The following is a 6201-nucleotide window of genomic DNA, read 5'->3' on the forward strand; positions in this document are numbered from 1 at the left end:
TCGTGCCTGCCGTCGACAACGTGCCCGGTACCATCGACCTCGACGGCTACTACAGCCCCGATCCCGCCAAGGCGTCGCGCGGGGCGCTGGTCGGCGATTGGCTCGCGTCGGGCAAGGCCCCTGAAATGGACGCGCTGCCCGGCTTTAACCCGTTCAACCTGCTCCTCACCGGGCCGGACGGTGCGATGCTGCTGTCGAACCTGCCAGAGCCGCAGCGCGTGCCGCTCGGCCCCGGAATCCACGGGCTTTCCAACGGCCATCCGGGCGAGCCCTGGCCGCGCAAAACCTCGATGGAAACCGCGCTTTCCGGCTGGATCGACCGCGGCGCATCACTCGAAGAACTTTTCACACTGCTGCGCGACGAAACCCTGCTCGACGATGGCGGTGTGCCGATTTTCATCAAAGCGCCGATCTATGGCACGCGGTGCAGCACCGTCGTGCTGGTCGATCATCAAGGGCAGGGCAGCATCACCGAACGCCGCTTTCAGCCCGATGGCAGCGATGCCGGAGAGGTGCGGATCGATTTCCGTTGGTAACGCGCGCCGCTTATTTCTTCCGCAAAGCCTCGGCCAGTGCCAGCGCGGTGTTGAGGTTGCCGAAAACGACGCTCGCCTCCGCGCGGCGGATTGAAGGTTTGTCCTTGCCTCGTTCATAGGCCTCGACCGACAGAAATTCATCCCGCTTCAACCCATTGATAATACTCAAAAACTGGGGACCTTCGAACATCATTGAAGAGAGATATTGGATAAAGACCATATTGCCCTTGTTCCAGCGCTGCTCCATTGCCGTGCCTGCGGCATTGTACAGCCGGACCGGCTTATCGGCATCCATCGCGTCGTTTCCGGTTTTGAATAGAGCTGGATACACTTCAAGCCCTGCAACCTTCCCTTCATCGGCGGCCAGCCCGATCATCCGCATATTTGCATCGGCATCAATGCCGACCTCACAACGTGCGGAGTTGGTGCCGATGTTCGGCCAGCTGCAATGAAAGTCTGCGGCTCCGATACTCGACAGCTTCCGGCGCGGCAGGCGGCTGGGGTCGAGCGCGATGCTGACGCTGCCTTCGTTATAGACGATGCGGCCCTTCACCCCCTGCAGCGTGAATTCTTCAGAGCGCATCACGGCAATCTTGTTGCCGCTGGCATCCAATGTCTCGACACAGCCCAGCGTGCCGCCGAGCAGCGGGCCTTTGATCGACGTATTGACCGTCTCGCGCTCGATCCCCGGCTTGGCCTTGGCGATTGCGGCCAGATCGGCGGGGAGGGGCGCGATGGCAGCGCCGACGAGCGGGGGGGGTGCGGCTGGTGCGGGCGGCGCGGCAGTCAGGGCGGCAGGCACGCTCAGGCCCGTGGCTAGGGCCAGCATCACGCCAGCCGGTCGGAAAAAAGGCATAGAAACAGCATCTCCGCAGGTCGCACGACCCCGACGCCTGCCTATGATGCACGTGCCATATCCTGTGGGCTGGGGCAAGCGCTGGACGGAGAGCTTGGTTAGCTGGGGCCCAGCGGGCACTTCGCCGAGGGGAGATTCTGAAAGCAGCAGAGTTGCATCAAAAATCTCCGCGTCCTCTGCGCCTTTGCGCGATGAAAAAATTGCCTCACGCAGAGGCGCAGAGTTCGCAGAGGAGAGGATTGAAGCTACACGGCCCTGAATCAACCGTAGCGCTGAGCCTGTCGAAGCACGCCCATAGGTCTGCGCTATGACTGATGGGCGCCGTTCACCTCCGGTGGCCTTCGGCTCGACAGGCTCAGGGCTACGGTGAACAAGGCTATTGGTTTCTGGATGTGTTTCGAGCGGCCCATCCATCGATTTATACTCGATCGGGGCGTCGTCTTCTTCCTCGCTCTCCTCGAAACCCGCAGATTCTTCAGAAAGTAGAAGCGACGCCCTTACCCTTGCCCGGGCTTCCATCTCGCTGTGCGGCAGGGCATCTTCGAAGAACAAATCCCAATAGTCTTCGGTTCTCGCCCCTTTGTCGATCAGTTGCAGAAACCAGTCAAAGCGCGTCGCCACCGCCATCACCTCGGCCAAGGTGGTCGCCGGATTGACGCGGTCGAGCAGGGCAAGCGAAAGCTTACTATTCTGCCGCGTGTAGGTGGTGACGCCTTCTTCGCGCACCCAGCGCGCTTCCTCGCCCTTGATCGCGGCGGTCATCAGCCGGTCGGATACCACCCGCCGCGCGATGATGAGGGCAGCCTCCCACCCCAGATTGAAGGCATAGCCACGCGCGGTGCGGCGCAACGAATAGCCGCCGCCGACGCTCATCCCCACGCTGCGCGCTGCATCCTCGACCAGGCCGTTGTCGGCGAGATGCGACAAAAACGCCGCCTGCCGCCCACCGCTCCAGCCATCGGCGCGGGATTCGTATCGTAGATAAGCGGCGGCGGGGAGCTTGGCGTCGCTATCGTGGCGGAGGGGGGAGGGGTGGTTCATGGCATGCGTCCTTTATCGAAAAGGCACAGGGCATATGCGAAGGGAGGGCGTGTAGGACAGCGCGGAATTTTGCTGTTGATATGGAAGGCAAATCTTGCTTCTTTGCGGCATCAACAAACGAGGGGTCGTCATGAAATCTGAAATAACCGGAAGTGCTGCATTCGCGGCACTCGTGCTTTTGGCATCGCCATTGGCCGCGCAAACTGCAGAAGCGCCCGCCGAAGCGGCACCGGCACCGGCCGAGCCTGTGCCTGCTGCGGCACCGGCACCGACCGAGCCTGTGCCTGCTGCGGCACCCGCGCCCGCTGCGCCTGTTTCCGAATGCGAATTGCGGGTCTGGCCCACCGAAAATTATCTGGGCGTCAATATGGGGCTGCTTTCGGGGTTCGGCATTGTCGGCGCACTGGCCGATCAGGAAGTGCACAAGGGCAAGGTGCAGACAGTCAAAGATTTGATGCGCGAATATCTGGGCCCCGAGGTGCAGCTGGAAGAGCTGAACCGGATGGGCATTCTGAAAACGCTGAAACTGCCTGAAAATTACCGCATCGTTATCGAACCGCCGACACCGTTTAACGAGGATTTGAAAGACAATCCCGAACTGAAGGCCAAGGTGAAGGCGATGAACGCCACGATCAAGGCGAAGAAGCGGCTGACCGATTCCCAAAGCAAATGCTATGCAGAGCTGATCACCACGCACATCTTTTACCACAAGGCGATGATGTATGGCAGCAACCTGTTCACCGGCTGGATCTATCGCGATTTCAAGGACAAGGCCGTCGCCCCGGTCAATTTCACCGGCCAGGTGAAAAACCCGCTGGAATATTTCCCGCCCAAGACGACCGAAGATGTCGAGAAGGCCAAGGTTGAACTGCGCGACGCCTATTCCAAGGATTTCGTCGAATATACCGAAAAGAAGGTGCACGGCGCGGCGAAGAAATAAGGCTGGCTGCCTCTCTTCCTTTTGCGCGCAGCGCCATAAATATTTTCACGCAAAGACGCCAAGTCGCAAAGATAAGGGTGCTTGTTTCGATTCCTCTCCTTCGTGTCTTTGCGTCTTTGCGTGAACTAATCCAATTCTCGCACCCCCAGCACCGCCGCCATCGGAAGCGGGCCGTATATGTGGGGGAAGAGGGCGTTGCCCCGCGAAACCTCCCACTTCACGCTCTCGCCTAGCGCGGCCAGATCGACCTCGGTAATCACCAGACCAGATTGGCCTGCAAAATGCTTGTCGAGCGTGCCCTGCAACTGATCGGCGGCGGAGAGGTGGATATAGCCATCGGCCAGATCCACCGGCGCACCGTGGAACATACCGTCGGCCTGGAACTGCGCCCATTGGTCGGCGGTGAGGATTTTATAGGCGGTGCCGGGATGGGGGGTGGTCATGGCTTGGGCGTTTTGGCCTTCGCCTTGTGCGCGGCGATATCGGCATCGATCTGCGCGATCCGCATGCGTTCGGGTGAATCCTTGGGCAGCCCCTTCAACCGCGCGGTCGCCCACAGGCTGCGGCGTTCGGATTCGAGTGCTTTGAGATAGAGATCAGCCATGGCGCGGGCCTAGCGGGTTATGGCGGTGGGGGAAATCATATTCAATCAATGTGGCCTGCTGATTGTAACAGCTTTATCTCGGCATCGGTCTTGGGTTTGTAGGACACAAATTCCCGATAGCCAAAGGTGATGCCGAGCTGGTGCATCAGCTCGCGATCTATTTCTGAATAAAGTATCGCAATCCCTTTAGGAGCTAGGATATCGCGCGCGCCCCCATCTTTCCGAAGGCGTTTCATGAAATCGTCCTGAGCGGCAATGGCCTGAATCTGGACACGCGATAATGGCACTTCCAGATAGCGTTCGAACAAGGTCGCAAGTCGTTTCTTTCCGCCCTTGATCGCCATAATTTCTTCTCGATCTGTCGTGCTTACGATTGTCCAGAAATTGGGTGTGTAGGCGAAATCCTGAACCATCCACCAGATGTTGCGTGTTCCTTCGGCGGAGAAGCTCGTTTTGCGGTCCCGGTTTTCGCCGGAACGAAGATACTCGGAACGAGCTCGGGCGAGGCCAACGGCGCAAGTCGATTGCTCTTCGTTTACGCGAAGCAATATGCAAAGATGGCCGATAGCCTCTAACGGGATCATCCAGCCTGATTTTCCGCCTGTTGTTGATTTGACGTCGACCTCCTTGCCACCGATCAGCAGGTCAAGGACAACACCTTTGGGAACTTGCAGCCAATCGCGGAGCAAGATTTCGAATTTGGTACCAAGATAGGTTTTCTCTGTTTTCTCAAGGTCGGACAGAAAATAGCGACCAGTTCGGGCGGTATCGATAACTTCGTCGATGGCTGAGCGGAAGAAAGAGCGCAGCTTTTCCTCGAACAGCTCTTTGCCTTTGACGGCCACCAGCAAATCACGTTCCAGTGAAGACAGGTCGGTGAAATCAATATGGCTCTCGGATAGAGGTTGATAGCCGCTATCGTCGAACAAGCTCACGCAGCGCGCACCAGAAAATTCTTCTGCACTGAAAGTGCAATCCTGATCCGGTCCGCCACAGCCCTTGCCACCGGCGGGGGGAAGGCATTACCGACTTGGCGGTAGCTGACGGTCTTGCCACCGTAGAATTGCCAATTATCAGGAAAGCCCTGTAATCGTGCGACCATGCGCACGGTCAGTCGTGGCATGCCCACGAAATCGTGGCCTGGAGCTTCGTTGAACAGGCTCTTGCCCTCCACGCCTAGCGTTGCCCAGGCGGCGCGCGCGCGGGTGGGGCCAAGATCGGGGCCGCCATGTTTTTTGCTGCCGCCGACGATGGTGGGGGCGATTTCATTGGCGCGCTCTGCCCAGCGTTCGGCACCTAACCATCCATTGGCGGCCATCAGGTCTTTCAGCGTCTCGCCCCCCGTTGGCGGATTGTGCGGGCGCACTTCGGGCCAGTCAAAGGCATCTACAATACCTTTGTGCAGCGCGACGATCACTACGCGCGGGCGCAATTGCGGCACGCCAAAGTCGGAAGCATTGAGCAAGCGCCAGCCGACACGATAGTCCATCTTTTCCAACTGGCGCTTCAAACCATTGCGATAATCTTCAAATACCGCCGAAAGGAAGCCGCGAACATTTTCGATCATGATCGCTTTAGGACGGATTTCGTCGATCAGGCGAAGCGCGGCCGGGAAAAGGTTGCGCTCGTCACGCTCCCCTAATTGCTTACCGGCAATGGAGAAAGGCGGGCAGGGCAGGCCACCTGCAAACAGATCAGTTCCCGCAAACGGCCGACCGTCAAAGTCATTCATATCGGCGCAGCGTACATCCCAATTCGGTCGGTTGAGGCGCAACGTGGCGGCAAAATCGGCTTCAATCTCAACCAGCGCATTGTGCCGGAAACCGGCCTGCTCCAGACCTAAAGCCTGCCCTCCTGCACCGGCGCAAAATTCGATCGAGTTCATGGGTTGCGTCCTCTCAAGTCAAAGAGAACATATACGGAACAAGTTCATTGCCATCTTCCCCCCCCGCACCCCCCGCCTGCGCAAACATATCGGCCTCATCGCTCGCAGCCTCAGCCGCCCCGTCATTGGCGGGCTTTTTCTTGCGCTTGTCGAAGCTATCCCAAACCTCACCCCAATTGCCGCGGGTGGACGCTTTCGAATATTCGGTCGCGCGGGTTTCGAAGAAGTTGGCGTGCTCCACGCCGTTGAGCAGTGGTGCGAGCCACGGCAGCGGGTGATCGTCCACCATGTAGATTTCGGGCAGGCCAAGTTGACGCAGACGCCAGTCCGCAATGTAGC

At 58.9% G+C, this 6201-nt stretch carries 7 protein-coding genes and 1 pseudogene; 2 read left to right on the top strand and 6 right to left on the bottom strand.

The genetic code is table 11. The features are described 5' to 3' along the window. Positions 1 to 536: NRDE family protein (locus Q0239_RS01100; protein ID WP_298597048.1), on the top strand; the 536-nt coding region annotated here is incomplete at its 5' end. A gap of 10 nt (positions 537 to 546) precedes the next feature. Here the strand turns inward: Q0239_RS01100 and Q0239_RS01105 are convergent. Continuing rightward, a complete protein-coding gene (locus tag Q0239_RS01105; RefSeq protein ID WP_298597051.1) occupies positions 547 to 2433 on the bottom strand; it encodes a hypothetical protein in 1887 nt (628 codons plus the stop codon). Between the two features lie 130 nt (positions 2434 to 2563). Here Q0239_RS01105 and Q0239_RS01110 point away from each other — a divergent pair, with 130 nt between their 5' ends. After that, a complete protein-coding gene (locus Q0239_RS01110; protein ID WP_298597054.1) occupies positions 2564 to 3373 on the top strand; it encodes a hypothetical protein in 810 nt (269 codons plus the stop codon). Positions 3374 to 3498: 125 nt separating this feature from the next. Here Q0239_RS01110 and Q0239_RS01115 read toward each other — a convergent pair whose 3' ends face one another. The 5 genes and pseudogenes from Q0239_RS01115 to Q0239_RS01135 all read right to left on the bottom strand — a co-directional run. After that, on the bottom strand, positions 3499 to 3816 hold the full coding sequence (locus Q0239_RS01115; protein WP_298597058.1) for a DUF952 domain-containing protein: 318 nt from the start codon (positions 3814 to 3816) through the stop codon (positions 3499 to 3501). Next, complete coding sequence (locus tag Q0239_RS01120; protein WP_298597061.1) at positions 3813 to 3977, bottom strand: hypothetical protein; 165 nt, start codon at positions 3975 to 3977, stop codon at positions 3813 to 3815. Before Q0239_RS01120 ends, Q0239_RS01115 begins: the two co-directional genes overlap by 4 nt. Before the next feature lie 41 nt (positions 3978 to 4018). Continuing rightward, positions 4019 to 4912, bottom strand: a complete 894-nt coding sequence (locus Q0239_RS01125; RefSeq protein ID WP_298597064.1) for a NaeI family type II restriction endonuclease — start codon at positions 4910 to 4912, stop codon at positions 4019 to 4021. After that, on the bottom strand, positions 4909 to 5862 hold the full coding sequence (locus Q0239_RS01130; protein WP_298597067.1) for a DNA cytosine methyltransferase: 954 nt from the start codon (positions 5860 to 5862) through the stop codon (positions 4909 to 4911). Before Q0239_RS01130 ends, Q0239_RS01125 begins: the two co-directional genes overlap by 4 nt. A 13-nt stretch (positions 5863 to 5875) precedes the next feature. After that, positions 5876 to 6201, bottom strand: a pseudogene (locus Q0239_RS01135) (hypothetical protein); the annotation flags it as partial.

This window comes from uncultured Sphingorhabdus sp., assembly GCF_937872355.1.
Taxonomy (GTDB): domain Bacteria; phylum Pseudomonadota; class Alphaproteobacteria; order Sphingomonadales; family Sphingomonadaceae; genus Sphingorhabdus_B.

What these genes read in the sequence shown, in the direction of transcription:
- Q0239_RS01105 (WP_298597051.1), bottom strand. Translation starts at nt 2,433, where the DNA reads ATGAACCACCCCTCCCCCCTCCGCCACGATAGCGACGCCAAGCTCCCC.
- Q0239_RS01110 (WP_298597054.1), top strand. Translation starts at nt 2,564, where the DNA reads ATGAAATCTGAAATAACCGGAAGTGCTGCATTCGCGGCACTCGTGCTT.
- Q0239_RS01115 (WP_298597058.1), bottom strand. Translation starts at nt 3,816, where the DNA reads ATGACCACCCCCCATCCCGGCACCGCCTATAAAATCCTCACCGCCGAC.
- Q0239_RS01120 (WP_298597061.1), bottom strand. Translation starts at nt 3,977, where the DNA reads ATGGCTGATCTCTATCTCAAAGCACTCGAATCCGAACGCCGCAGCCTG.
- Q0239_RS01130 (WP_298597067.1), bottom strand. Translation starts at nt 5,862, where the DNA reads ATGAACTCGATCGAATTTTGCGCCGGTGCAGGAGGGCAGGCTTTAGGT.